The organism is Rheinheimera maricola, assembly GCF_016918075.2.
Lineage (GTDB): Bacteria > Pseudomonadota > Gammaproteobacteria > Enterobacterales > Alteromonadaceae > Alishewanella > Alishewanella maricola_A.
The window spans coordinates 412,950-435,888 of sequence record NZ_JAERPS020000002.1 but is presented as its reverse complement, the minus strand read 5'-3'; the positions used below and the strand labels follow the sequence as shown (position 1 = coordinate 435,888).

Here is a 22,939-nt window from a genome sequence, read left to right as displayed (position 1 = left end):
ATGGTTGCGGTGACCGAATGGCATAATGTTGATGAAGCGTGTTTTCAGCAGGACATTCTGCCATTACATCAACCAGCTATATTGCGCCAAGCGGTGCGGCATTGGCCTGCGGTGCAAGCGGCTTTGCAATCTGACTTAGCGCTGCAGCACTATTTTGCAACGCTGGATAATAAAACCGAAGTTAACACCGTATTGGCACATCCCGATACTAAAGGCCGTCTTAGCTACAACGATGATCTTACAGGTTTTAATTTTGAACGGCACAAAGCGCCAATATCTGCGGTGATAAACGAGCTGCGGAAGCTTAATGGTAAATCTGATGCGCTACATATTGCCGTGCAAAGTGCCCGAACGGACCTTTGTCTACCGGCTTTCAGCCAGCAAAATACTATGGTTCTATTGCCATCTAATACCTGCCCACGGATCTGGTTGGGTAATCGAATTGTCGTACCTGCGCACTTTGATCATGCCGACAATCTGGCATGTGTCGTAGCTGGACGTCGCCGATTTACGCTATTTCCACCAGACCAAGTGAGTAACCTGTATATCGGTCCGTTGGATTACACACCGGCGGGTGCACCTGTTAGTATGGTCGATCTGGCTGCGCCAGATTTCGTTAAGCATCCAAGGTTTAAGCAAGCACTTAATGTCGCTTTAGTCGCTGAGCTGGAGCCCGGTGATGTGCTCTATATTCCTACTCTGTGGTGGCATCATGTGGAGTCATTGTCAGCGGTAAATATTCTGATTAATTATTGGTGGGGCGGGTCATTGGGTGATGATGCTCAACCAAACTCACCATTTGACAGTCTGTTGCATACATTGCTTACTTTGCAGCAAATACCGCAGCACCAACGTAAGCACTGGCAGGCGCTGTTCAATCATTTTGCTTTTCATGCGGAGGTTGATCCTGTCAGCCATCTGCCTGAAAAACACAGCGGTATCTTGGGAACGCTTTCCGCTAGCAGGGAAAAAAATATTAGAGAATGGCTTATTAAGCAGCTTAAATAGCGTCAGTAGAGCTACCAATGCTTTGTGGTGGTTTTCTTTGTGGGATGGGATAAATCTTTGCGGCTTTTGGCAAAGCGTTCCGTCTCTTGCCCCAGCAGCGTAGTTGCTCAAAGCCGATTAAACACAGAATTACGGCTAGAGCTGACAACAACATGCCGGTTAATCCCAGGTGGTCGTGTTCACTATACATAGTCCATAAATACTGCATTACACATAAAAATGCCACCACCAACAACGTGGGTTTACGGCCAATTAACGCTACGATATACACTCCTAATGGCGCGCCCAGCGCCACAACCGGCGCTGCGGCAAGCCAGTTTTCAAACACTCCCGATTGCATGCCGGTGGTTAGATTTTTCACCAGTACCCCCAACACTGAAGTAAATGCCATAATAATTACGGAGGTAGGAATGGCTATTTTCAAATCGGTGCGGCACAGCAACACCAGAGCGGTGTAAAGTACCATATCGATACCGACGCCGGTTACGGCTGCAACGGCTGCGCCTGACAGCAACCCAATCCAGCAGCCAATGTTAAAGTCCCATTTTTCATTAATCTCTGTCATACCACTGTGGTGGGCTATTTCATTGACACGATACAGATGCAAAATGCCAAAACTGGCCCATACCACAGCAAAGACCAGTTTTATCCATAATTCGGGAATATAAGGTGCGATAAACCAGATGCCCAGTGGGGTGCCGATCAGGCTGCCCAGCATGGCGCCCTTTAACATGGCCCAGGCAATGGGTTGGCGTCGCGCTAAAATGAAAATGCTGGCGCTGGTCATGCCTATGGCTTGCACCGCAAAACTAAAGTCACGCCCCAGCGTGGCGGGTAATTCAAACAACAACACCAGCACAGGGAAGCCTACGGTGCCACCGCCCATTGGCGTTGCACCGGCGGCATAACTACCAATTGCCATGGCAACTGCAATTGGCCAGTGTGCTTTAGCCTCTGGCCAGTAACCCAAAACCAGCACCAGGTACAGCCACACGGTATAGAAGCCCGCCAACCAGAGTAACCACACCCAAGGATAAGTTTTTAATTTTTGCTGCACGTTTTGCGCCTGTAAATGCACTGCCGCACAGTTATATCGGCTTAGTGCGGATTTTTCTAGTGCAAACTGACCGGCATAGACGTTATTTTTTGATAAAAAAATGAGGCCAAATAACAGATTAAATTACCTGAATCAGTTTACTACAGATGTGCTGTTGATCCCGTTGCCAACTTAGCGCATGATAAGCCCGCACTGCTGATGGTGTCAGGAGTATCTGGGTTAGAAAAACAACATAACCATCAGCACTTCTCAAATCTATGAACAGAATAAAGAGCAGTTTATGACTTCCACACCAAAAATCGTGCCATTGAATAAAGACCAGCACGCCGCAACAAAAATTAATAATAGCAATGCCTTTTCTCATATCAGCGGCGAGCACATGCTGCCGGTGGTAGTGCATGAATTTGTCGTTGCCGGTGCCGAATTTCCAATCGTATTTGTAAAAGCGAATGAAACCTATCAGCCTGTTGCCATGTTGGGTTTATCGGCGCAGCAAAACCTTTTTATGCAGGGTAATGATTGGCAAGCACTTTATGTGCCTCGCGCTATCCGTAACTACCCGTTAGTTTTGGTAAAAGATAAGCCGGATGGCGATCGCTTGCTGGTTGCGCTGGATGAAGCGTCTGAGCGCGTAGGTCAGGCGGAAGGCACGGCATTATTTAATGACGATGGCAGCGAAAGTGAGTTTTTGGCTAACCGTAAGCAGCAAATGGCTGAGTACGTTGATATGGGCATTGTCACGCGTAATTTTGTGGAAAAACTACAAAGCCTGGAGCTGATTAAAGAACAGGTGCTGACGCTGAATATCAACGGCGAAGAGCGTCGTATTAATGGTATTTATTTGATTGATGAGCCGAAGCTGAACGAACTGAGTGACGAAACCTTCCTTGAATTGCGCAAGAATGGTTATTTAACTGCGATGTATGCCCAGCTGATGTCTTTGCAACACACACAAAAACTGGTTAAGAAAATCGCTGACGCCAGTTAAGCCACTTTCAGGCAGACAACAGCCAGCGGCTGTTGTCTGCTTGTAGATGTTAAATCTAACTAGTTATCTGTTACTGCCTTCTCGCTTACGACCACTCTGCTAACTTGCTGCTGCTTGCGGCTACGGAACCATACTGAGTTGGTGTCGGTTAATACCGCAACTTGGTACTGCTGCCAGCTGGCACCGTGATCAAGGCTGTATTCTATTGCTATTCCCGGCAACGCCACGTTGGCCAGCATACCTTTGGCAGTATTAATTACGCCCGGTGGCGGCAGGTAAAAGCTACTTTCAGCAACTGCCAGCCGCGTTAGCTCAATCTGGCCCAAACGGTTGGCGAATTGCTGCCAGTCTGCTTTACGCAACGCGCTATTGTTGTGCTGCTCCCAGTTTGCTTTATGCCAGGCGCGTTCGGCCAATGCCAGTAAACGCGGGTAGATCATATGTTCCAGCTGCTCAGCGGTACGGATAGTCTCGCTCCAGACCTGGCCCTGAATGCCCAGGATGTTATCAGGCTGCTGTAAGGCCGGCAGTTGGCGGCCGACCAGTTTCTCTAAATCGCCAATAGCCGCGCCGCTGCGGGTGGTATCAGCATTGGCGTACAGGTTATCCGGCATAAAACCAAACACCTTGTCGATGCTGGTAAATCGTGTGGCCCAGTAATAGCCGCGCTCCTGCGGATGTGCTTCGTGCGGATGGTCAAAATACAGATGGGTACCGGGCGATAGCACCACCTGATAACCGTTGTTGGCCAACCGGTAGGCGCGATCGGCTACGCCCCATTCCCAGATGTTGTCCCAGGCATTGGCGATAACCTGCTTGTTAGCAAATTGGCTGCGGTTAAACGTATTTTGCCGGTCATACATTAAGCCATCTTCCCAGCCAGCCAACGCAAGGCCGCGTTGAGCGGTCAATGTTGCGACCCGGCTGACAAAATACGGTTTTAAATCGGCCACGCCAGCGACGCCATTGTCGGGCTGCTGAAATAACTGCTGGCAGGCCGCTGAACCCTGCCAGGCACCAGCGGCTACCTCGTCGCCGCCCATATGGAAAACTTGCAGCGTTTGCCCGGCCTGGCGGTATAGTTGCTGCAGTTCATACAGCACTTTGTCAACAAAGGCATAAGTGGACGCCAGACACACGTTGGCGGCATTGTCGTTGTAGTTTTGCACACTCAGGTACTGCGAGCTGTCGTGCGGATCTGACAGCAAGTACTGGCGGGCGGCCTCGGGCTGACCGGCGGCCATCAATCTGTTATAGCGGGCACGCATGGCAACAATGGCGGCACGGGCATGGCCGGGCAAGTCAATTTCTGGGATCACTTCAATATGGCGCGCGGCAGCGTAGCGCAATATTTCAATAAAATCTGCGGTGCTGTAGTAGCCATTGCCAGAACCTGAGGCATGCGGCCCGGTGCCAAGCTGGGTAAGTAGGCAGTGCTGCTCAGATAAATCAAAGCAACGTTTGGCACCTATTTCTGTCAGCTCCGGCAAGCCAGGGATCTGCAAGCGCCAGCCTTCATCTTCAGTCAGGTGCAAATGCAATTTATTTAGTTTGTAGCGGGCCATGTTATCTATCAGCCGCAACGTGACGGCTTTGCTGTGAAAGTTGCGTGCCATATCGTAATGCATACCACGCCAGGAGGCGCGGGGTTGATCAGTTATGTCGGCTTGCGGTAACAGCACCGCGTTTTGCTCTGGCTGGGCCAGCGCTAACAGCGACTGAATGGCATAAAACACCCCCGCATTATCTGTACCACGAATACTGATACTATGGTCACTGATGCTGAGTTGGTAGCTTTCTGGGCCAAGTGCTAGTGTCGTGTCTACGCTGAGACTGAGTATGGCGGTTTTGTTTGCGCTGGTAGCGGCACTGTCACCCAGCTGCAGGCCCAGTGGCTGCAATTGTTGTTGTAAAAATTGCGCTTCGTTGGTCAGACGGCCGCTAAACTGCAACTGCCAGTCAGCAGTCAGTGTGGTGTGCCGCTTGCCAAACTTTGCCTGCAGCGGTTTGGGAATAATACGCTGGTGGCTGTCGGCGTTGGCGATGCCGTTTAACATTGCGGCATTGTGTTTATAGCGCCTGGCAGCATCAACAATGGCGACCTGGTCGGCTTCGCCAAAGTTACGTTGCAGTTGCGCTGGCGTTTGTAATGGCAGCACAAAGTGGCTGAAATCTTCACTGTCGGTATTGGCGAACACTTCAGGTTGCAAGTTGGCGGCAACAATAAAGGCGCGCGGCATAAAATCACTGTAGCTAACCATCCACGGAGCCGAGCTAAATGACAGTGTTAGTTGTTGTGCCGGTGCCAGGCCGTTAAAGCGCGCAGTGGGGCGGATCCGGTGCAAATCACCCTGCACATGCTCTATGCTTAAGCCGTGTTGCTCTGTTGTGTCGATACGACGGATTAGATGAAAGTAAAGCTGCCAGTCATGCTCTCCTTTGGGCAGCGCGATGTTTGAGCCGTTTTGCAGCACAATGTCGGCATTAAAGCGCATCGGCTCGGCCAGCTGGTTCGATTGCACAGCAAATTTTATGGTGCTTTGACGGGCGAATTCGGCCAGTTGCGGTTGGGTAAATGCCGCGGCAGCAGGCAAAGAACACCACAGTAGCACTAATACTAATTGTCTCATCGCGCTTACCTTTAAGTTTAATTTTTAAACAAGACACTTGTTATTTGTCAGAATTATTATATGCTAATTTTGAAAAATGACAACGCTGTCAATTTTGCGATGGTACTAGTTACCAACAAAACGATACAGCACCAGAGCAAACGGCAGTAGTTGTTTGCACACTACATTGCCATGAGGTTAAAAGGATGAAAGCGATGCTGAAGGCCGATACGCCTTTGTACTTGGGGATAGACGGCGGTGGCAGTAAATGCCGCGCCGTTATTGTATCGTCAGATCAGCAAATTCTCGGCGAGGGGTTGTCCGGCCCGGCTAACCCACTACGCGGGATGAAGGTGGCAACCGATTCTATTCTATCAGCGACACAACAGGCGCTAACCTGCGCCGGCCTGGCGTTTAATGATATGTCGCGGTTAACCGCAGGCGCTGGCCTGGCGGGGGTTAATGTGCCGCAGTACTACCAGCTATTTACCGACTGGCAGCATCCATTTAAAACGCTACATCTCACCAGTGATTTGCATATTGCCTGTGTTGGTGCGCACCAGGGGCAGGATGGTGCTGTGATTATTGTCGGTACCGGTTCTTGCGGCCTGGCGGCAGTAAATGGCCAGTTATTGGAGGTGGGTGGCCATGGCTTCCCTTATGGCGACAATGGCAGTGGTGCCTGGTTTGGTATGCAATTGCTGCATAAAGTGTTACTCAGTATGGACCAGCTGGCGCCAGCGACACAAATGACAGCGCTGTTGCTGCAGGAGCTGGCCGTAACCGATAGCATTGGTCTGGTATCGCACTTTATGCATGCCACCCCGACAACGTATGCGAAGTTCGCGCCGCTGGTATTTATTGCCGCCGAGGCGGGTGACGCCGTGGCATTGCAACTGGTAGAGCAGGGGGCGGCGTTTATTGCCGCCATAGCGCAACGCTTGCTTAGCGTGCAACCACCGCGGCTATCGTTTATTGGCGGGCTGGCACACAAACTGCTGCCCTATTTACCCGCTGCAGTGCAGCAACAGGTTACTCCGGCACTACAAACGCCGGAGCTCGGTGCGGTTTGGTTTGCGCGTCAACGCAGCCAAGCGCAATCTCTCGTGATATCGTCATAGGTAACAACAGCAATGAGCAACAGTATTATGGCTCTGGAAGCCACCGAAGCCCCAACTCGGATTGCCGAACAACTTGCAGCCAATGCAGCAACGGTAGAGCAGGTAGTGGCGCAAATTCGCCAGCGTGGCCCCAAGTTTGTTTACATGGTAGGGCGCGGCTCATCCGATCATGCAGGGGTTTTTGCCAAATATTTAATTGAAATAGAACTAGGCCTGCCGGTAGCCGCTGCCGCGCCGTCTATTGCCAGTGTGTACAACAAAACCTTGCAGCTGGCCGATGCACTGGTGTTAGTGATTTCTCAGTCTGGCCGTAGCCCGGATATTCTGGCGCAGGTAGAAATGGCAAAGCGCAGCGGTGCTATGGTAGTGGCGCTGGTCAATGACACCTCATCACCACTGGCGGAGCAGGCGCACTTTGTGCTGCCGTTGCATGTCGGTGCTGAAAAAGCCGTAGCAGCGACAAAAAGTTATCTGGCGACCTTGAGTGCAATTTTGCAGCTGGTAGCGGTGTGGTCAGGCAATAAAGCGTTGCAACAGGCTGTGCTGCAGTTGCCGCAAAGCTTAGCGGCAGCAATTGCGTTGCCGGCGCAGCTAACTGCCGAGGCGTTAAATAACGTCGCGCATTTGGTGGTGTTAGGTCGGGGTTTGGGGTATGCCATTGCGCGTGAAATTGCGCTGAAATTAAAAGAAGTCTGTGGCATTCATGCTGAAGCCTTTTCCAGTGCAGAGTTTTTACATGGCCCGGTGACACTGGTGAAAAATCAGTTTGCTATCGTTGATGTGACTGTAGAAGATGAGACGTTAAACGCTCATCGCGCACAAATAGCCGATGTGCAAAGTCGCGGCGCAGCGGTGGTGCAGTTGCATCACCGTGCTGTGGTTGCTGATGCCAGAGTGCTGCCGTTGTTGATACTGCAGCGGTTTTATCTGGATGTAGAAGTGGTCGCTCGTCGCCGGGGGATTAACCCGGACGCGCCGCCAGGCTTAAATAAAGTCACTAAAACGGTATAACTCAGCTGCAAAGATGCAGCGAATGACACGGTAATAAGTAATGATGCAGCAGTTAAGTGTTAGCCGGTTATTTGACGGCGAGAAGTGGTTCAATAATGTAACCCTAAACATGCAAGATGGCCTGATCACTAGTATTGCGCCCGCTGCTGGTGCGGTAATGCCAGGGATGTTGGTGCCGGGCTTTATCGATGTGCAGGTGAATGGCGGTGGTGGCGTGTTGTTTAACAATGCGCCGAGTCAAGCTACATTGCGCACCATGTTTAACGCGCATGCACGCTTTGGTACTACTGCAATGCTGCCAACGGTAATCACCGACAGTATTGCCGTAATGCAGCAAGCCGCCGATGCGATTGCGGCAGCCATCGCGGCACATGAACCGGGCATTATCGGCGTGCATTTTGAAGGTCCGCATTTATCGCTGCCGAAAAAAGGCGTACACCCGCAGCAACATATCCGCCAGCTGAGTGCCGAGGAGTTGGCATTATACGGCCGCACGGATTTGGGGGTAAAACTGGTTACCGTTGCGCCGGAAAATGTCAGCCCGCAGCAAATCCGGCAATTGGTCGCGCTGAACGTGGTGGTTTGTCTGGGGCATTCCAATGCCGATGCTGAAACCGTGCAGGCGGCACTGGCTGCTGGCGCCAGCGGCTTTACCCATTTATACAATGCCATGTCGGCGCTGACATCGCGCGAGCCAGGTATGGTTGGGGTGGCCCTGGCCGACCCTAACAGCTGGTGTGGTGTTATTTTCGACGGCCAGCACATGCACCCCATCGCTGCCAAAGTGGCGCTGGCCGCGAAGCCAAAAGGTAAGGTGATACTGGTAACCGATGCTATGTCACCGGTCGGCACGGATGCCGACGAATTTGATTTTTTTGCCGGGAAAGTGCGGCGTGAAGGCAATAAACTAACCGATGCCGCGGGCCGTTTGGCCGGTTCGGTATTGGATATGGCGGGCGCTGTGCGTTACGCCATCGATTCCCTGGGTATTGTGCCGGAAGAAGCGCTACGTATGGCTTCGTTGTATCCGGCACAATTTTTAGCCCGTCATACTGCGGGCAAATTGGTGGCAGGGGCAGCGGCAGATTTGGTTTTACTAAATAACGAATGGCAAGTACAGGCCAGCTGGGTTAACGGCCAGCCGGTGTTTAGCGTTGACTAATAAATAACGAAAAAACGGGGAAGGAATATGGAAATGGCGGCACAGCAGGCTAAAGCACGCAGTAGCGTGATACCAATGGCCATAGTGGCAATACTGTTTTTTGTGCTTGGTTTTGCTACCTGGTTAAACGGCTCATTAATGCCGTATCTGAAGCAAATGTTGCAGCTCACACCGCTGCAGGCATCTTTGGTACTGTTTTCTTTTTATATAGCAGTAACCTTTACTGCGCTGCCATCAGCCTGGCTGATCCGCAAGGTAGGCTATAAAAACGGTATGGCACTGGGTATGGCCATTATGATGTTAGCTGGTTTGTTGTACATTCCAGCCGCACAAACGCAAACCTTTGCGTTGTTTCTGTTGGCACAGTTGGTAATAGGCACCGGCCAGACGTTGCTGCAAACCGCGGTAAATCCCTATGTGGTAAAAATTGGCCCGGAAGAAACCGCTGCCGTGCGTATCAGCATTATGGGTATTTTAAATAAAACCGCCGGCGTGGTGGCACCTATGGTGTTTACAGCGTTGATGGCCAACAGTTTTATTGCCGGGCCCGATACGGCACTGACCAGCGTACAAATTGATGAAATGGCCGCCGGTCTGGTATTGCCTTATTTGGGTTTAGCGGCATTTTTGGGCTTGTTGGCGTTGGCAGTAAAATTTTCACCGCTGCCTGAGTTGGCAAAAGAAAGCAACGACAGTAGCGGCAGCCGCGGGCAGCTAAAAGCGGCCTTGGCCCGACCAGGGTTAGTATTGGGTGTGTTGGCGTTGTTTGTTTATGTCGCTGTCGAAGTTATCGCTGGTGACACGATTGGCTTGTTTGCGTTGTCCTTAGGGGTAGAGCGTTACACCGTCATGACATCCTATACCATGGCCTGTATGGTGCTGGGCTATGTGTTGGGTATTTTGCTTATTCCGCGGCTATTGTCGCAGCAAGCAGCACTGGCAGTATCTGCCGTACTGGGGTTGACGTTGACGCTGGCAATCGTATTGGGTGACACCTCATCTTATGCTATTGCCAACACAATATTGGTGCCCTTTGGTGGCACCGCATTACCAGATACGTTGTTGTTTATTGCCGTGTTGGGCTTAGCCAATGCTATAGTCTGGCCAGCAGTATGGCCACTAGCATTGTCAGGGCTGGGCGCATTGACCAGCATTGGTTCAGCATTGCTGATTATGGGTATCGCCGGTGGTGCTTTTGGCCCGCTATTCTGGGGCTTGGCAAGTGGCACCGGGTTAGGCCAGCAAGGTGCTTATGTTGTGATGTTACCCTGCTATTTGTTTATTCTGTTTTACGCCGTTAAAGGCCATAAGCTGACCAGCTGGAAATAATGACTGGCGGTCGCTTCTATGCGCTGGATGCGCTACGCGGCTTAGCGATAGCGCTGATGATCCTGGTGAATACACCGGGGTCGTGGCAGCATGTTTATTCGCCGCTACTACACGCGCCGTGGCATGGTTTCACCTTTGCCGATATTGTGTTTCCGGCATTTTTATTTGTGGTAGGTGCCGCGATGTTTTATTCACTGCGCCATACCAGCTTAACCGGCGCCACCTTAAGCCGTATCGCTAAGCGTGCGGCGCTGTTGTTTGTTATCGGCCTGTTGCTGAATTGGTTTCCGTTTACTACCAGCTGGGCAGAGTTACGTATTTTTGGCGTGTTGCAGCGCATTGCGTTGTGCTACGCGGTAGCTGCAATCCTGGTGCTGCTAGTAAAAGCGCGTTATCTGCCCTGGCTCGGAGTAGCTATTTTGCTAGTGTATTGGGCTCTGTTGCTGGGCTTTGGCGCTGCCGAGCCATATAGCCTGGACAGCAACGCTGTCGTCAAGCTGGATCGCTATCTGCTGGGTTCTGCACATTTGTATCAGGGCTTTGGCCAGGCTTTTGACCCTGAAGGCTTGTTAAGCAGTTTACCGGCTGTAGTGTCGGTGTTGGCGGGCTATTATGTGGCCGGCCAACTTGCACTACGTAGTGCACCGGCAGGTGCTTTATGGCTGGTTAACGCGGCGGCATTGTTGTTAACACTGGCCTGGACCGCCAGTGTGTACTGGCCGGTAAACAAAGCGCTATGGAGTGGCAGCTATGTATTGCTGTCTGTCGGCATACTGCTGTTAATATTGGCCATGTTGGTCTGGCTGTGTGATGTAAAACAGCAACGCCCGCTGTTACAGCCGTTAATTGTGTATGGTAGTAATCCGTTGTTTATTTATATGCTGGCCTGGTTATGTGCCGTGTCGGCAGCATTAATTCCGTTAGGCGGGACAAATCTGTATCAATACAGTTTTGCCCTGTTGGCGCAGTTGCTCGCTCCCAAGGCGGCTTCTTTGTTATTCGCTGTGTTACATGTGGTGTTATTTTGGTGGGTGTCGCTGCTGTTGTACCGGCGCAATATCATTATTAAGCTATAACATTAATCACTGCGTGGCCCCGCGCTACCTAGAATCGGTATTCCCAGGTTGTCGCAAGGCTGCCACGTTTGATGTTTAACTCTGGCTGTGGCGATTTATCAAAAACCCGGCCTTCAATACTCAGTAAACCATTAAACAAGGGTTGGCGGTATTCCAGCCGCAATTGCCAGTTGTGCACTGTGTTGCTGGCAGAAATAAACCTGCCACGTAGTACGCTTGCAGCCCAACTATAGCCGTCAAAGGTTTGGTAACGGTAACCTGCGGATAATACCTGCGCGTCGGCACCGTAACCACTGCCTATTACCCGGCCATAGCGCCGATAGCCTTGTGGGTAGATATCACCCTCGTAAGCACAATTACCCGATAGCTGTTGTGCCTGACAGCGAATAAAGGTGTCTGACCATTCCAGATTTAGCGTGTGAATGGCACTTTCATTGCCGAAAAAGGTACGCGCGCCGTATAACTGTAAGGGTTTACTTAAACCATTACCGCCATTGTCATCGGCCAGTTCAGCATAAAAGCTGTAGGGCCGACTAAACAGCGTAGTATGCCAAGTGAGATCTACTGCAGCCAGATTATCTGAATTAGCCGCGGCGTTATCAGCGTCGTTTAGCAGCAACATATCGGTAAAAGCACCTAAACCATTGTCAAGGGTGTCGCCGCCCCATTGGCTAACGCGCGATAAGCCCAATTCCAGTTGTGGCAGCGGTCGGGCGCTGAAACGGGCGCCAAAATGGTTAATTTGCCCCGGTACGGTATGGTGTTCACCCTGGCCAACAAAAGCAGTAAAGCTCCAGGGGCCAAGCCAGCTAAGCAGGCTATTTTCACTGGCTTGCCAGCTATGGCGGCTTAAACGTAATGATGGCACTGGCCGGGCATTGTTACTCACCAATAAAGCGGTTTGCTGACCGGGACCCCACCATATGGGCTGCTGATCTAATGCCAGTACCCAGTTGCCAGCGATAACAGCCAGATAGCTGCCATCCAGTGTTACGTCTTGCTCAGTACTGCCATCGTCAAGATTGCGGTAATTAACCTGGGTTTTGCCTGCCCAGTTCTCAGCGATGTATTCTTTAAACACACTAGCACTGGCCTGGTCGAAATAGCTTTCACCAAAGCTTTGAAACAGCGACGGATCTGAACTGGCTTTAAGTTTTACCCCGGCAATATAGTTGCGCTGGTTGGCATGTAGTGCTGAACGCACGTGTGCCAGGGCAAAACGCAATTCTTCGGTCGGTTGCGGCTGCGCCTTGGCCAGGTCGGCGACAATATTGCGCCACATTAACGGGTAGGTATTTACCGGACCGGTAATGACACCGGCGTGCGCCAACGTTTGTAACGACTGACGCAGATAATTGTCGGTGGTGTCAACCCAAGGCGCGGCAACTAACGGCAAGCTGCTCAGTGCCAGGCTGAGCAAAGACAGTGTTAACTTCATAGTTTTAATTTAGATTTTAGTGCCAGTTCAACGTGAGCAGGCACGAAGCTGGACACATCACCGCCGTGGCGGCAGACTTCTTTAACCAGCGTTGATGAAATAAAAGTATTTTTCTCTGATGGTGTCATAAAGATGCTGTCCAGCGCCGGATTAAGCTGCCGATTCATGCTGGCTAACTGAAACTCGTATTCAAAGTCTGCTACTGCGCGCACACCACGGAGCAAGACTGCGGCGTGCTGAGCCTCGGCAAATTTAGCCAATAAGCCAGAAAATCCAATCACCTCAACGTTGGTAATAGCTGAAAATGCCTGTTGTGCCAGTGCTACCCGATCTTCCAGACTAAACAGGGGTTGTTTACTGGGATTCGCCGCAACGCCGACAATTACCTGATCAAACATCAGCGCTGCCCGTTGCACTAAATCGGCATGGCCATTGGTTAGCGGGTCAAAGGTTCCAGGGTAAATAGCTTTTATTTTCATTGTGTTGTTGGCGTTCCTGGCTAAGTGCTGTGCGCTAAAAAAGCTGCGACTAGAGTTTTTAGTCAATTTGGCGTTACTATAGCAAATTAATTTAGCCAACCATAAGCCTGTTTCGCAGATGGAAAAGAAGTTAAGAACCAAAGATAAAATTCTGCAAGCCAGCATAGAGCTGTTTAATCAGGTGGGTGAGCGACAGGTCACCACCAATCATATCGCGGCGCACTTGGGGATCAGTCCGGGTAACTTGTACTATCACTTTCGCAACAAGGAAGACATCGTAAGGCAGATTTTTAAAGAATACGCCAAATTGCTGGAAACCCGTATCAAACCACCATCGGATAAAGCCGAAGCGTTAGATGCGCTGGCGTGTTATTTGGATGCGGTGTTCGAGTTAATGTGGCGCTTTCATTTTTTCTACGCCAATTTGCCCGACATCTTATCGCGTGATCCGGCGCTGCAGCAGGACTACCTGCAAGTACAACAAGGCGTATTGTTGCGTGTTACTGCAGTACTGAAGGCGCTTAAGCAGTCTGACGTTATTCAGATTGACGATGAAGACATAACCGATTTGGCACACAGTATTAAGTTGCTGGTGACCTTTTGGATCAGCTATCTGAAAACCCAGGCGCCACAAAAAGACATTGATCAAGCCAGTGTTTATCAGGGCGTGCTTAAGGTGTTGCTGTTATTTAAGCCTTACGCCACAGAGCATGCCAGGCCGCGAATTACCCGCTTGCAGCAACATTATGAAGCGTTGGCAGGTTAACCTTGGTTATTTTGTAGGCTAAACTTTACAGCAGCAGGTCTGAACAGCGCTTTAGTTAACGTAAAAGCGCTGCAGCCTTAGGCTATAAGCTTTACAATGACGCCGTTTTTTCTGTTCCCTTACCCCGCAACAGGAGGCTTTATGCGCAATGGCGCTTTTCTGCAACATCTACAACAACAACTAGACGATGTGAAAGCAGAAGGTTTATTCAAAGCAGAACGTATTATCACGTCACAACAAAGTGCTGATGTTACGGTTAACGGCCATCAGGTACTGAATTTTTGTGCCAACAACTACTTAGGCCTGGCCAACCACGCCGATTTAATTGCAGCGGCGCAGCAGGGGTTAGCCAGCCATGGTTTTGGCGTGGCGTCGGTACGCTTTATTTGCGGCACCCAGGATATTCATAAAACGCTGGAGCAAAAAATCAGCGCGTTTTTAGGCACTGATGACACCATTTTGTACTCGTCGTGCTTTGATGCCAACGGTGGCTTGTTCGAAACTATTTTAAGCAGCGATGATGCGGTAATTTCTGATGCATTAAACCATGCTTCTATTATTGACGGTGTGCGCTTGTGTAAAGCCAAGCGGTATCGTTACGCCAACAATGATATGGCTGAGCTCGAAGCGCAGTTAAAGCAGGCGGATGCCGATGGTGCGCGCTTTAAGCTAATAGCCACCGATGGCGTATTCTCCATGGATGGCGTGATTGCCGATCTGAAATCAGTCTGTGATTTGGCCGATAAATACGGCGCTATGGTGATGGTTGATGACAGCCACGCCGTGGGCTTTGTTGGTAAAAACGGCCGTGGCACGCACGAATATTGCGATGTAATGAGCCGCGTTGACATTATTACCGGCACCTTGGGTAAAGCTCTGGGTGGGGCTTCCGGCGGTTATACCTCGGGTAAAAAAGAAGTGATTGAATGGCTGCGTCAGCGCTCACGGCCGTATTTGTTCTCTAACTCGCTGGCGCCGTCTATTGTTACCGCGTCGATTAAAGTGCTGGACATGCTGGCGCAGGGCGACGCACTGCGGGCTAAGCTGTGGGATAACGCCAATTACTTCCGCAACAAAATGTCGGCCGCTGGCTTTACCCTGGCCGGTAAAGATCATGCCATTATTCCGGTAATGCTGGGCGATGCCAAAGTCGCGTCAGAAATGGCCAAACGTATGCTGGCCGAGGGTATCTACGTGGTGGGCTTTTCATTCCCGGTGGTGCCAAAAGGCCAGGCGCGTATTCGTACGCAAATTTCAGCAGCACATACAACAGAGCAACTGGATAAAGCGATTGATGCCTTTATCCGTATTGGCAAAGACATGGGCGTGATCGCATAAGGGCGGGGCGTGAAAATGAAAGCATTAGCAAAGTTAAAAGCAGAACCGGGTATTTGGCAAACTGAGGTAGAAAAGCCAGAAGTGGGCCCGAATGATGTACTAATACGCATCAAAAAAACCGCCATCTGTGGTACCGACGTGCACATTTATAAGTGGGACGAGTGGGCACAGAACACTATTCCGCATGGCATGGTAGTAGGCCATGAATATGTCGGCGTTATTGAAGGCATGGGCTCAGAAGTGCGTGGTTTCAGTATTGGCGACCGCGTATCGGGCGAGGGCCACATTACCTGCGGCCATTGCCGTAACTGCCGCGCTGGCCGGGTGCATTTATGTCGTAACACCACCGGTGTCGGCGTAAATCGCGCCGGTTCTTTTGCCGAGTATCTGGTTATTCCGGCCTATAACGCCTTTAAACTGGCGGATAACATTCCGGATAACATCGCTGCAATTTTCGACCCGTTCGGCAATGCGGTGCATACCGCGTTATCTTTTGATCTAGTTGGTGAAGACGTACTGATCACCGGTGCCGGCCCTATTGGCATTATGGCGGCGGCGGTAGCGCGTCATGTTGGTGCCCGCCATGTGGTGATTACCGACGTTAACCCTTACCGGCTTGAGCTGGCGCTGAAAATGGGTGCCACCCGGGCGGTAGATGTCAGCAAGCAAAACTTAAAAGATGTGATGAAAGAGCTGGGCATGACAGAAGGCTTTGACGTAGGCCTGGAAATGTCTGGTGTACCCACTGCGTTTCGCGGCATGCTCGATACCATGAACCATGGTGGCAAAATTGCTATGCTGGGCATTCCGCCGTCTGACATGGCGGTGGACTGGAACAAGGTGATCTTTAAAGGCCTGGTAATTAAAGGCATTTATGGCCGTGAAATGTTTGAAACCTGGTACAAAATGGCTAGCTTAATTCAATCCGGGCTGGATTTAACACCCATGGTTACGCACGAGTTACCAATGGAGCGGTTTCAGGAAGGTTTCGACATTATGTGCTCAGGCCAGTCGGGTAAAGTGGTACTAAACTGGTCTTAATGTTGCTAGTAGCGGTGGGTTGAAAAAATAAAGAGGCGAGATTAATCTCGCCTCTTTCCATTTAGTGATGTCGTAAAATTGATAGCCAGTAAGTTACCGGCGGCGCAGCATCAATCCAAATGCTGATGCGATTAAAAACAACAACGTTCCGGGCTCAGATACCAGTTGTGCATTACTCAGGGTAAAGCCGGTGGCAGATATAAGCTCACCGCTATTGAAATCACGCACTTCAAACCAACCTGAATCAATTTCAAAGAAACCTTGCAGCAAGAACTGTAAACTCAGGTCATTGATATCGAAAAACAGTAAGCTTAGGCCACTTGTCAGGTTAGTAGGGTCTATTTCAGCAAAAAAGCTGTCGATAGATATAGGTGAAAAGTCTGTTAAGTTGAAGACTAACCAGTCGGTGATCACGCCTGAACCATCAACATTGCGCAGATCAATGGCAAAATTTCCCAGCACATTCCCATCAAGATCAATGATTTCCTGCGACAGAATAGGCGCGGCGTAAACCTGTTGTGGCAGCACCAGGCTGCTAAGCAAAATGCTGACAGAGAATAAAAATGTCCTTAACATTTGGTAAACCTCAATTTTTTAGTTATTTGTTTATTTCGATGCAAATCGCCCGACAAAGAGACGCAGCATAATTGTGTTTCAGGGTGAAAGCGTTGAACAATAATCTATGAATATTACAAATTAACTACACAGCGCGAGGCTGTTAATAAATATGAGCACATATCTTCGGCGTCTGGATAGCATTGGCTTGATTAGCATTTGTTTAGGCTCCCAATGCTTTAGAGTTTGACGACTGCGGAGAAATTTTCTCGCTGTCATATTACTGCAATAAAAATGCAGCAAACTAGCCGCGTACATGTTTAGCCTATGCCTAAATCGGATAACCGAGGAAATGATATGAAACTGAATAAATTGTCTAACTTGTTGCTGGCAGCCAGCATGACACTGGCCGTAGCCGGTACTGCTCAAGCGCAAAGCCGCGATACTATCCAGATTGCAGGCTCTTCTACAGTACTGCCGTTTTCATCGGTAGTAGCAGAAGAATTTGGCAATAATTTTGCCCAGTTCCGTACGCCTGTTGTTGGTTCTGGCGGTTCATCAGGTGGTTTGCGTCAGTTCTGTCAGGGCGTGGGTGCCAATACTATTGATGTGGCGAATTCTTCACGCAAAATGCGTCCGAACGAAGTAGAAGCCTGTAAAGCCAATGGTGTAAAAGACATCATTGAAGTGAAAATTGGTTATGACGGCATCGTTTTTGCCTCACGTGTAGATGCGGCTATTTTTAAACTGGAGCCGGTACATGTGTTCATGGCACAGGCTGCTCAGGTGCCGCAAAATGGCAAAATGGTTAGCAATCCTTATACACGCTGGAATCAAATTGATAAAACCTTGCCAGATCAAGAAATTTTACTGGCGATCCCTGGTTCAAACCATGGTACGCGCGAAGTATATGAAGAGAAGGTCGTTGTGCCAGGTTGCAACACACTGGCTGAAGTAAAAGCGCTGGACAAGGATGCCGCATCTAAGTTTTGTACCGCCATGCGAACCGATGGTCGGGTAGTAGAAATTGCCGGTGATTACACTGAAACCTTAGCCCGCTTAACGGCGCAAAAAGATGCATTGGGTGTATTTGGTTTAAGTTTCTATGAAGCCAACCGTGACCGTATTAAAGTGGCGACAGTGTCAGGCGTAGAGCCAAACCTGGATACTATTATTTCTGGCGAATATCCGGTATCACGTCCTTTGTATATTTATGTAAAAGGCGCCCATATCGGTGTGATCCCAGGCTTGCAGGAATATGCCATGTTTCATGTTAGCGAAGGCATGTCAGGCTTTGGTAGTGCATTAGAAAGTGCTGGTTTAATTCCGTTGTCGGATGACGAGCGTGCAGAGACAAGTCAGAACATTAGACAGAAAAAGTCGCTATAATCTGCTAGCTGTTTACAAGAGAACCTGTAACGGGTTCTCTTTTTTTGTATTCACGCTGTCATAAAACTGAAATAAAAGCCGCTTACACTGCCCAGCATAGTAGGCAAAGGCCTGTAAGCTGTTTACGGAGCAACCATGAGTAACCTTTCGTTAATTGTAGTGCTGCTGGTGTTGTTGGCACTGGGCTACCAACTCGGTATGGCCCGCAGCCGCAAAGTAGCTACAGTTAACTCTGACTTGCGTATGCACTCCCGCCCGCATCACTACGGCATGATGGTAGGTCTGTGGGCTGTGTTACCCGCATTTTTTATCCTGATCTTATGGCTATGGTTATCGCCGGCGATAATCAACTCAATGATGCTGTCACAATTGCCGGCAACGGTGTTGGCGCTTAGTGCCGATGAGCTACGGGTGGTATCTCAGCGTATTAGCAATCTGGCAAATAATTTTGGTGTCGTCGCCGATGCGGCACAGTGGGAGCTAGACGCTGCCGAGCATTTACGCATTCTCAAAGCGAATAGCGCTATGGTGCTGACCTCCTTGATGGCGGTAATTGCGGCGGTGGGTATGCTGCTTAGCCTGCTGAAAATTACCCCGCGGTTAAAAGCGCGGCATCAGGTAGAGCGAGTGGTTAAAGCTTTGCTGATACTGTGCTCCACAGTGGCCATTCTTACTACTATTGGTATCGTATTATCGATGGTAGGCGAGACGCTGAAGTTTTTTAGTTATATTCCGCCGAGCGAGTTTTTCTTTGGTACTACCTGGAATCCACGGTTCTCTACCGTTGGTATCGGCGAGCAAGGCAGTTTTGGTTTGGTACCGCTGTTGGCAGGTACAGCATTAATTGCCGGTATTGCCATGTTAGTGGCGATCCCTTTAGGCTTGATGGTGGCGATTTATCTGGCGGAATATGCCCCGGTTAAATTGCGCAATACTGCTAAGCCGTTAATTGAGGTGCTAGCGGGCATTCCTACCATAGTTTACGGCTTCTTTGCGCTGGTTACTGTGGGGCCATTTTTACGTGATTTAGGTGCCGCAATTGGCTTAGACATTAACGCGACTTCAGCGCTGACCGCCGGGGTGGTGATGGGTATTATGATAATCCCGTTTATCTCATCGTTATCTGATGACATTATCACCCAGGTACCAAAATCGATGCGCGATGGCTCGTTAGGTTTGGGTGCTACTAAATCAGAGACCATTCTCAAAGTAGTGTTGCCAGCCGCGTTGCCCGGCATAGTCGGTGCCGTGTTGCTGGCAGCCAGCCGCGCCATTGGCGAAACCATGATAGTGGTGTTGGCAGCTGGTAACAGCCCTGCGTTAACCGCGAACCCGTTTGAAGCGGTATCTACTGTAACAGTAACCATAGTTAATCAGTTAACCGGCGACAACGATTTTTCCAGTCCGCAATCACTGGTGGCCTTCGCATTGGGCTTAACCCTGTTCGTTATTACCTTGCTGCTGAACGTAATAGCGCTGGTGATAGTGCGTAAATACCGTGAGCAATACGAGTAACTTATGACCATTATTGCAGAAAATCCGATTAAAGCTGTTGCAGCGCCCAGCCAGGTGCAACAAAAGGTGATAGATTCGCTTAACCGCCGGCACCGTAAAGAAAACTTATTCCGCCGTTTAGGTCTGACAGCGGTACTAATCAGCCTTGGGCTGGTTGCAGTGTTGTTTATCAATATATTCTCCAAAGGATTGCCAGCGTTCTGGCAATCGGCTGTGACGTTGGATATCTATTTCGATCCGCAGATCATTAAGATCCCACCAATGCCGCAACAGCGTGATGACGAGTCTGATAACGATTTCCGTCAGCGGCATATTGAATGGCAGACCGAAATTGGCTTTGTTAACTTTAACCGGCTGATCACCGACAGTTTGCAAAAAGTGCTACCCGATGCAAACAAGCACCGGCGCGATTTGGCGCGGGTGGTTACCTCAGGCGAACGATTTGCACTGCGTGATATGGTGGTAGCCGATCCGTCAATTATCGGCCAAACCCGCACGCTGCACCTGTTAACAGATGCCAATATTGATGTCTGGTTAAAAGGTAATATTGATCGCAGCCTGCCAGACGAGCAGCAGCAACTGAGCGCGAAAATGCGCGAATGGGTAGATAAATTGTCGGCTGATGGTGTTATTCAAAACCGCTTTAGCCTGGCACTGTTTATGAACCCGGACTCGCGCAGTTCACTAGCCTCTGCCGGTTTAGCAGGCGCTTTTATGGGCTCGTTCTACATGATGTTGGTGGTTATTCTGCTGGCGGTGCCGATGGGCGTAGCCGCGGCCATTTATTTGGAAGAGTTTGCGCCACGCAATAAAATTACCGACCTGGTTGAGGTTAATATCAACAATCTGGCGGCGGTGCCATCAATTGTATTTGGTTTGCTTGGCGCTTCGGTATTAATTGGTTGGTTTAACCTGCCAATGTCAGCGCCCATTGTCGGGGGCTTAGTGTTATCTCTGATGACATTACCCACGGTGATCATCGCAACGCGCTCTACATTAAAGGCTATACCGCCGTCTATTCGTCAGGCAGCATTAGGACTGGGCGCATCAAAAATGCAGGCGATATTTCATCACGTATTACCGCTGGCCATTCCGGGTATTTTAACTGGCGCCATTCTCGGTGTGGCACAGGCACTGGGTGAAACCGCCCCGTTATTGCTAATTGGTATGAAATCGTTTGTCGCTTCTATTCCGGCGTCACCGTTTGAACAGGCCAGTGCTTTGCCGGTACAAATTTATCTATGGCAAGGCAACGAGCTGCGTAACTTTTTTGAAGCGCGCACCTCGGCCGCGATTATCGTGTTACTGCTGATGATGATTAGCTTAAACGGCCTGGCCATCTGGCTGCGGAAAAAATATGAGAAGCGTTGGTAGCCACAAGGTGCGCAACTAAACGCTATTCAACAGAGTTAATTTAAAGATAACGGATAAACAGATGAGTAATTCAGCTCCGGTAAAAATCAGTGCTAGCGATGTTAAGGTGTTCTACGGCGATAATCAGGCGCTGCATGGCATCAGCATGGATGTGTATCAGCATGAGGTGATTTCATTTATTGGCCCGTCTGGTTGCGGTAAATCAACCTTTTTACGCTGCATGAACCGGATGAACGATACCATTGATCAGTGCCGTGTAACGGGCAGTATTTTGCTCGACGGCCGGGATATTCATGAACCGGCACTAGACGTAGTGCAATTGCGGGCTCAGGTTGGCATGGTGTTTCAAAAGCCCAACCCCTTTCCTAAGTCAATTTATGAAAACATTGCTTACGGGCCGAAATTACATGGCCTGGCAGAGCGCAAGGCCGATTTGGACGATATTGTTGAATCAAGCTTGCGCCGTGCCGGTTTATGGAATGAAGTTAAAGACCGGTTGGATCAGCCCGGCACCGGTTTATCGGGCGGCCAACAGCAGCGTTTGTGTATTGCGCGCAGTATAGCGGTAAGCCCGGAAGTTATTTTGATGGATGAGCCATGTTCAGCGCTGGACCCGATAGCAACGTCGATTATTGAAGAGCTGATTGATGAGCTGAAGCAAAATTTCACCATTGTTATTGTTACGCACAATATGCAGCAGGCAGCCCGGGTATCTGATCGTACAGCGTTTTTCCATCTTGGTAACTTAATTGAGATTGGCAATACCAACGATGTATTTACCAACCCGCAGCAAAAACGCACTGAAGACTATATTACCGGTCGTTATGGCTAAACGTATTGGGCTAAATGGTTAATACCCGGCAGTTTGCCCGGCACACTTTACTCAGGAGACTGGCGTTATGCCAAATGATAAAATCGGCGGCCATTACTCACAGGCTTATGATGACGAGTTACAACTGGCAGTAGCAAGGTTACTGCAAATGGCTGCATTGGCACAGCAGCAGCTGCGCGACGCAATGACAGCGTTTACTGCTGCAGATTTAGCGTTGGCGCAGCAAGTCAAACAGTCTGACCGGCAGGTAAATAGTTTTGAGGTTGATATCGACGAGCATTGTTTGGATATCCTGGCCCGGCGGCAACCGGCTGCCACAGACTTGCGTCTGGTATTGGCCATACTGAAAAGTGTTAACGACGTTGAGCGGATTGGCGATATGGCCAAGCGCATTGCTAAAGCTTTATTAAGAGAACTGCCGGACAGCCGACCGTCGCCTGCCCAGCTCAATACGTTGAATCAGATGGGGCAGGATGTGCTGCAAATGTTTGAGCGTGCCATAGCGGCGTTTGAGCAAATGGATGCCAAAGCGGCTTTGAGTGTATTGCGCGATGAAAAAGCGATAGACAGTAGTTACGACAGTATTTTGCAAAGTAGTTTGGCATCTATGATGCAAGATGTGCAGCAAATCGCTGTTAGTTTGCAAGTGTCGCAAGTTGCAAAATCGTTGGAGCGCGTGGGTGATCACAGCCGCAATATTTGTGAGCAGGCTATCTTTTTAAGCAAAGGCAGCCACGTTGCCCATCTGAGTGATGCTGAACTACAGCAGATTGTTGATAGAAAACGCGATTAAACAAACTGCATAACAAAACACAAAAAAGGAGCTAAGGCTCCTTTTTTGTGTTTTGTTG

General features: G+C 49.9%; 20 protein-coding genes. 15 read left to right on the top strand and 5 right to left on the bottom strand.

The genetic code is table 11. From position 1 onward, the window contains the following. Nucleotides 1-1,008 (top strand): cupin-like domain-containing protein, encoded by a 1,008-nt coding sequence (locus I4W93_RS07740; protein WP_205309657.1) that lies wholly within the window; start codon nucleotides 1-3, stop codon nucleotides 1,006-1,008. Here I4W93_RS07740 and I4W93_RS07735 read toward each other — a convergent pair. Beyond that, nucleotides 1,001-2,065 (bottom strand): sulfite exporter TauE/SafE family protein, encoded by a 1,065-nt coding sequence (locus I4W93_RS07735; protein WP_205309656.1) that lies wholly within the window; start codon nucleotides 2,063-2,065, stop codon nucleotides 1,001-1,003. The genes I4W93_RS07740 and I4W93_RS07735 overlap by 8 nt on opposite strands. A gap of 280 nt (nucleotides 2,066-2,345) precedes the next feature. Between I4W93_RS07735 and I4W93_RS07730 the strand changes: the two genes are divergently transcribed. Then, nucleotides 2,346-3,053 (top strand): SapC family protein, encoded by a 708-nt coding sequence (locus I4W93_RS07730; RefSeq protein ID WP_205309655.1) that lies wholly within the window; start codon nucleotides 2,346-2,348, stop codon nucleotides 3,051-3,053. A 59-nt stretch (nucleotides 3,054-3,112) separates the two neighbouring features. On the opposite strand, the gene I4W93_RS07725 is transcribed toward I4W93_RS07730, so the two are convergent. Further along, entirely contained in the window at nucleotides 3,113-5,683 is a 2,571-nt protein-coding gene (locus tag I4W93_RS07725) for a family 20 glycosylhydrolase (protein ID WP_205309654.1), read from the bottom strand. A gap of 185 nt (nucleotides 5,684-5,868) precedes the next feature. On the opposite strand from I4W93_RS07725, the gene nagK reads away from it, so the two are divergent. From nagK to I4W93_RS07700, 5 genes are read left to right on the top strand one after another with little or no spacing between them, the layout of a single operon-like run. Beyond that, the gene (gene nagK, locus I4W93_RS07720; RefSeq protein WP_205309653.1) at nucleotides 5,869-6,783 is read left to right on the top strand and encodes an N-acetylglucosamine kinase; all 915 of its coding nucleotides are present in this window, start codon (nucleotides 5,869-5,871) and stop codon (nucleotides 6,781-6,783) included. 12 nt (nucleotides 6,784-6,795) lie between these two features. Beyond that, nucleotides 6,796-7,794 (top strand): glucosamine-6-phosphate deaminase NagB-II, encoded by a 999-nt coding sequence (gene nagB-II / locus I4W93_RS07715; RefSeq protein WP_205309652.1) that lies wholly within the window; start codon nucleotides 6,796-6,798, stop codon nucleotides 7,792-7,794. 40 nt (nucleotides 7,795-7,834) lie between these two features. Beyond that, nucleotides 7,835-8,956, top strand: coding sequence for an N-acetylglucosamine-6-phosphate deacetylase (nagA, locus tag I4W93_RS07710; protein ID WP_224673325.1), 1,122 nt, complete (start codon nucleotides 7,835-7,837; stop codon nucleotides 8,954-8,956). Nucleotides 8,957-8,989: 33 nt separating this feature from the next. After that, nucleotides 8,990-10,285 carry an N-acetylglucosamine MFS transporter NagP gene (gene nagP, locus I4W93_RS07705; protein WP_224673323.1) on the top strand — a complete coding sequence of 432 codons (1,296 nt, stop codon included), beginning with the start codon at nucleotides 8,990-8,992 and terminating at the stop codon, nucleotides 10,283-10,285. After that, nucleotides 10,285-11,361, top strand: coding sequence for an acyltransferase family protein (locus I4W93_RS07700; protein WP_205309650.1), 1,077 nt, complete (start codon nucleotides 10,285-10,287; stop codon nucleotides 11,359-11,361). The genes nagP and I4W93_RS07700 overlap by 1 nt, the downstream gene beginning before the upstream one ends. 28 nt (nucleotides 11,362-11,389) lie before the next feature. On the opposite strand, the gene I4W93_RS07695 is transcribed toward I4W93_RS07700, so the two are convergent. After that, a complete protein-coding gene (locus tag I4W93_RS07695) occupies nucleotides 11,390-12,799 on the bottom strand; it encodes a capsule assembly Wzi family protein (RefSeq protein ID WP_205309649.1) in 1,410 nt (469 codons plus the stop codon). Continuing rightward, nucleotides 12,796-13,278 (bottom strand): pantetheine-phosphate adenylyltransferase, encoded by a 483-nt coding sequence (gene coaD / locus I4W93_RS07690; protein ID WP_205309648.1) that lies wholly within the window; start codon nucleotides 13,276-13,278, stop codon nucleotides 12,796-12,798. Before coaD ends, I4W93_RS07695 begins: the two co-directional genes overlap by 4 nt. A gap of 118 nt (nucleotides 13,279-13,396) precedes the next feature. Between coaD and I4W93_RS07685 the strand changes: the two genes are divergently transcribed. From I4W93_RS07685 to tdh, 3 genes are all read left to right on the top strand, one after another. Continuing rightward, a complete protein-coding gene (locus tag I4W93_RS07685; RefSeq protein ID WP_205309647.1) occupies nucleotides 13,397-14,044 on the top strand; it encodes a TetR/AcrR family transcriptional regulator in 648 nt (215 codons plus the stop codon). Between the two features lie 141 nt (nucleotides 14,045-14,185). After that, nucleotides 14,186-15,382 (top strand): glycine C-acetyltransferase, encoded by a 1,197-nt coding sequence (locus I4W93_RS07680; protein ID WP_205309646.1) that lies wholly within the window; start codon nucleotides 14,186-14,188, stop codon nucleotides 15,380-15,382. 15 nt (nucleotides 15,383-15,397) lie between these two features. Next, complete coding sequence (gene tdh / locus I4W93_RS07675) at nucleotides 15,398-16,423, top strand: L-threonine 3-dehydrogenase (RefSeq protein WP_205309645.1); 1,026 nt, start codon at nucleotides 15,398-15,400, stop codon at nucleotides 16,421-16,423. Between the two features lie 93 nt (nucleotides 16,424-16,516). On the opposite strand, the gene I4W93_RS07670 is transcribed toward tdh, so the two are convergent. Then, nucleotides 16,517-16,999: a hypothetical protein gene (locus I4W93_RS07670; protein ID WP_205309644.1), complete on the bottom strand. Its 483-nt coding sequence runs from the start codon at nucleotides 16,997-16,999 to the stop codon at nucleotides 16,517-16,519. Nucleotides 17,000-17,335: 336 nt separating this feature from the next. Between I4W93_RS07670 and I4W93_RS07665 the strand changes: the two genes are divergently transcribed. From I4W93_RS07665 to phoU, 5 genes are all read left to right on the top strand, one after another. Continuing rightward, nucleotides 17,336-18,367 (top strand): substrate-binding domain-containing protein, encoded by a 1,032-nt coding sequence (locus I4W93_RS07665; RefSeq protein WP_205309643.1) that lies wholly within the window; start codon nucleotides 17,336-17,338, stop codon nucleotides 18,365-18,367. A gap of 135 nt (nucleotides 18,368-18,502) precedes the next feature. Then, nucleotides 18,503-19,882 carry a phosphate ABC transporter permease subunit PstC gene (gene pstC, locus I4W93_RS07660; RefSeq protein ID WP_205309642.1) on the top strand — a complete coding sequence of 460 codons (1,380 nt, stop codon included), beginning with the start codon at nucleotides 18,503-18,505 and terminating at the stop codon, nucleotides 19,880-19,882. A gap of 3 nt (nucleotides 19,883-19,885) precedes the next feature. Continuing rightward, entirely contained in the window at nucleotides 19,886-21,256 is a 1,371-nt protein-coding gene (pstA, locus tag I4W93_RS07655) for a phosphate ABC transporter permease PstA (RefSeq protein WP_205309641.1), read from the top strand. A 61-nt stretch (nucleotides 21,257-21,317) separates the two neighbouring features. Then, on the top strand, nucleotides 21,318-22,088 hold the full coding sequence (gene pstB / locus I4W93_RS07650) for a phosphate ABC transporter ATP-binding protein PstB (protein WP_205309640.1): 771 nt from the start codon (nucleotides 21,318-21,320) through the stop codon (nucleotides 22,086-22,088). Between the two features lie 67 nt (nucleotides 22,089-22,155). Continuing rightward, nucleotides 22,156-22,881 (top strand): phosphate signaling complex protein PhoU, encoded by a 726-nt coding sequence (phoU, locus tag I4W93_RS07645; RefSeq protein WP_205309639.1) that lies wholly within the window; start codon nucleotides 22,156-22,158, stop codon nucleotides 22,879-22,881. The last annotated feature ends 58 nt before the right edge of the window (nucleotides 22,882-22,939 follow it).